At 72.0% G+C, this 3,430-nt stretch carries 4 protein-coding genes; 1 reads left to right on the top strand and 3 read right to left on the bottom strand.

Annotated features, from left to right (window positions below; all coding sequences use genetic code 11):
- The coding region (locus SFLMC1_RS05685; RefSeq protein WP_222838037.1) for a hypothetical protein at positions 1–192 on the top strand (192 nt) is incomplete at its 5' end.
- Positions 193–231: 39 nt separating this feature from the next.
- Here the strand turns inward: SFLMC1_RS05685 and istB are convergent.
- The 3 genes from istB to SFLMC1_RS05670 all read right to left on the bottom strand — a co-directional run.
- Positions 232–978: an IS21-like element helper ATPase IstB gene (gene istB / locus SFLMC1_RS05680; RefSeq protein WP_222838036.1), complete on the bottom strand. Its 747-nt coding sequence runs from the start codon at positions 976–978 to the stop codon at positions 232–234.
- Positions 975–2,435: an IS21 family transposase gene (istA, locus tag SFLMC1_RS05675; RefSeq protein WP_152074685.1), complete on the bottom strand. Its 1,461-nt coding sequence runs from the start codon at positions 2,433–2,435 to the stop codon at positions 975–977. Before istA ends, istB begins: the two co-directional genes overlap by 4 nt.
- Before the next feature lie 106 nt (positions 2,436–2,541).
- Positions 2,542–3,430 (bottom strand): IS110 family transposase (locus SFLMC1_RS05670; RefSeq protein ID WP_152074684.1); only part of this gene is annotated, 889 nt, incomplete at its 5' end.

The raw sequence follows: 3,430 nt of genomic DNA, 5'->3' as shown, positions 1-3,430 counted from the left end.
CCGATGTGGCTCGCCGTCGCCGTCGCCGCGGTGAACTGCGCGGGCGGCGTCGCGCTCGTGCCCGCGTCGCCGCGCCGGCACGGCGTGGTCCTCGACGGCGGCCTCCTCGCTCGCCGCGGCGCTCTCCCTGGCGGTGCTCGCCGGGATGTGTTTTGTCAACAGGATCTGAGCGGAAATCGCATCGGGAATTGAGCAGTTCTCGCACGGAACCGGGCGCTGGCTTTTGAGCGGCTACCCCTGCTGCATGAGCGCGTGGCGCACCCGGTACGACTCGCCCCTGAACTGCAGGAGGCGGCCGTGGTGCACGACGCGGTCGATGACGGCGGCGGCCATCTGGTCGTCGCCGAAGACCTGGCCCCAGCGCGAGAACTCGAGGTTCGTCGTGATCACCACCGACTGCCTCTCGTAGGCCTCCGAGACCACCCGGAACGGCAGCCTGGCGCCGTCCGGGTCGAGCGGCAGGAAGCCGAGCTCGTCCACGACCAGCAGGGCGGCCCTGCCGACCTGGGCGAGCTCCCGGTCGAGCCTGCCCTCGTCGCGGGCGCGCCTGAGGCGCATCACGAGGGCCGAGGCCGTGAAGAACCGGGCCTCGACGCGCGCCTGGCACGCCAGCACGCACAGCGCGCTCGCCATGTGGGTCTTCCCGCAGCCCACGTCGCCCATGAGCACGAGGTCCTCGCGGCCCTCCAGGAAGGAGAGGCCGAGCAGGTCGTCCCTGCCGAAGCCCTCCGGCCACGAGACGGCCGACCAGTCGTACCCGTCGAAGGTCTTCGGCGCCGGCAGCGCGCAGCGCCTGAGCAGCGCGGCCCTCTTCGACGCCTCGCGGCTCGAGCGCTCGGCCTCGAGGTAGCGGGCCAGGTACTCGACCTGCTTCGGGGTGCCCAGGCCGGCCCACTCGCGGAGCACGGCCGTGGTGAGCCCGCAGGCGCGCCCCGCGGCGACCACCCTCTCCGCGGCCGGGCCGCCGCCGGCCGTCACAGCGCCTCCCCGCGCACGAGCCCGTCGTAGACCGACAGGTCGGCCCCTCCGCGGCCGGGCTCGCCCGCCGCGATCCTCCTCGCGGCCATGTCCGCCTCGGCGTCCCCGGGGACGCGCCCCGCGGAGAGGGCCCTCGCCGCGGCCCCGCGCGCCGCGGCGAACCCGCTCGACTCGGCCGCCCTGGATATGGCCCTGAGCACCCGCCTCCTGCCCGTCGCGTCCAGCCGGTCGATCGCCTCGACGAGCGCCGGGGGCATGTCCCGCCTGATCGGCGACTCGCCGAAGGCGCGCGGCCTCGCCACCAGCGCCGGCACCAGCGACAGCGGGCTCCTGACCGGCTCGCCCTCGCCGAACGCCCGCGGCAGCTCGGCCACGCGCCGCCCGCGGTCCGCGAGCACCTCGACGGTCGCCGCGCGCACGCCCACCGTGAGCCTCCTGTCGTGCCAGGCGGGGCCGGCGAGGTAGAGCCTGCCGTCGACGGCCACGTGGCCGCGCCCGTCGCTCTTGCAGGACAGCCACCTCACGGCGTCGAAGGGCGTGGCGGGCAGCGCCGCCATCGCGGCGAGGTCCTCGGCCATCGCCTCCGAGACGGGCCTGCCGTCGCGGCAGCGGGACGAGGGGTCGGCGTTGATGCGGGCGCAGCCGGCCGCGAGCCCGGCGTCGGGCTCGGCGAGCGAGGGCGCCTCGGGCACCGGGACCAGCAGGTTCCTCCTCAGGAAGCCCACGGCGTTCTCGACGGACCCCTTCTCGTGGCCCGAGTACGGGTTGCAGTACCGGCTCGAGCAGCGGTAGTGCGCGCGGAACCTCGAGAAGAGGTCCGACTCCGTGACGACCCCGCGGAGCCTTCTGCCCGCCTCGGTGGCGTTGTCGAGCACGAGCGTCGACGGGGCGCGGCCGACCTGCTCGAAGATCTCGCGGAGCCCGTCGCACAGGCACTCGGCGCGCTCGGCCATCCCCGCGACGCAGAACCTCGCGTTGGAGTGGGGGAGCGTGAGGACCAGCAGCTTGAGCGCGATGCGCCTCCCCGCCAGCACGGCCTCGAAGTTCCCGTAGTCGGCCTGCGCGGTCCCCGGGGCCCACTCCAGCTCGAGGAACCCGTCCCCGGCCGACGCCCGCCCGCGCCTCCACTCCGCCACGTGGCGGCACACGCTCGAGTAGGACCCCTCGTAGCCGCGCTCGGAGACCATCCTGTCGTAGATGCGCCTTGCGGTGTGGCGCTGCTTGCGAGGGGCGCCCAGGTCGCCTGCGAGCACCGAGTCGATCCACTCCTCGTGGCCCGCGAGCGAGGGCCGCGGCCTCGCGGCCGGGAACGGCGGCGCCGGCGACATGTCCTCCATGTCGGCGTACTTGGCCACGGTGTTGCGACTCACGCCGAGCTCGCGGGCGATCCTGGCCCTGGGGACGCCCCTCGCGTCCATCTCGCGTATATCATGTTGGGTCTGCAGGGGCACGGTCATCCTCTCCTCCTCCCGGGCGTCGTCTCGCCAAAGGTTCCGCCCTGGAAGGATTGTCTCGTGAGGCCCGTGTCCCTGCGTCCGGCACGGGCCGCCTTGCGTACATTGGTCAGTTCTCGATGCGCGCGGTGCTCAGTTTTCCGTGCGAATTGTGCTCAGCTTCTATTGAATACAAACACTTGGTTATGCCGCCGCGGCATTGCGACTCGCCGCTGGAATGCTCGGAGGGCACCAATCCCACCCAGGCCGCGAACCCCGACGCCGTCGCGAACCGCGAGAAACCGTCTGCCTCGCAGGCAATCGAGACGGCCGTGACCGCGTCTATGCCCTTCAGGCATTTGAGCGCATCGCACGAGGGCTTCCACCTGGGTTTTTGGGAAAGCGACTTCACCTTCTCATCGAGCGCGGCCTTGCGCGCGTCGGCCTCCCGGACGCATTCGCAATAGTGGTCGAGGGTGGCCATCGCGGAGGCGTCTCCCAGGTCGATCCGGCCAACCCACGCCCAGAAATCCCGGGTCCAGCGGCTCCTCCTCTGCCCGGCGGCGTTCTTCCCGTCGTACACGAATCCATGCCTGAGCAGGAACTTCGACAGGCGCTGTTTGGCGCGCACCGCGTCGTCGCGCGCGTCGGCCAAGGCTCGCGTCAGATCGCGCGCGCCCTCGCACTCGGGATCGGGCACGTGCACCTCGGTGACCACGCCCAGCGCGAGCTGCACCGCGAGGAACTGCGCGTCGCGCCTGTCGGTCTTGCGGCCCCGGTCGGCGGCGGGCTTGTGCATCTTGGACACGGCGCCGACGACGCAGTCGACGCCCATCGCGTTCAGCTCGCGGCAGAGGTAGAAGCCCGTCACGCCCGACTCGTAGACGCATTTGGCGGGCTGGGGCAGCGACGCGGCCCAGGAGGCGATCTCTCCCGGCTCGTACCCGAAGGATTTCCTGATGGTCTCGCCCGTTTCCAGGACGAACGCGGGTTGATTTCCGATCCCAACCGAACACATT

It is taken from the genome of Collinsella aerofaciens, assembly GCF_901212495.1.
GTDB lineage: Bacteria > Actinomycetota > Coriobacteriia > Coriobacteriales > Coriobacteriaceae > Collinsella > Collinsella aerofaciens_H.
This window is presented reverse-complemented; position numbering and strand designations above follow the sequence as displayed.

Coding starts and splice junctions, on each gene's coding strand:
- istA (WP_152074685.1), bottom strand. CDS start 2,435: ATGACCGTGCCCCTGCAGACCCAACATGATATACGCGAGATGGACGCG.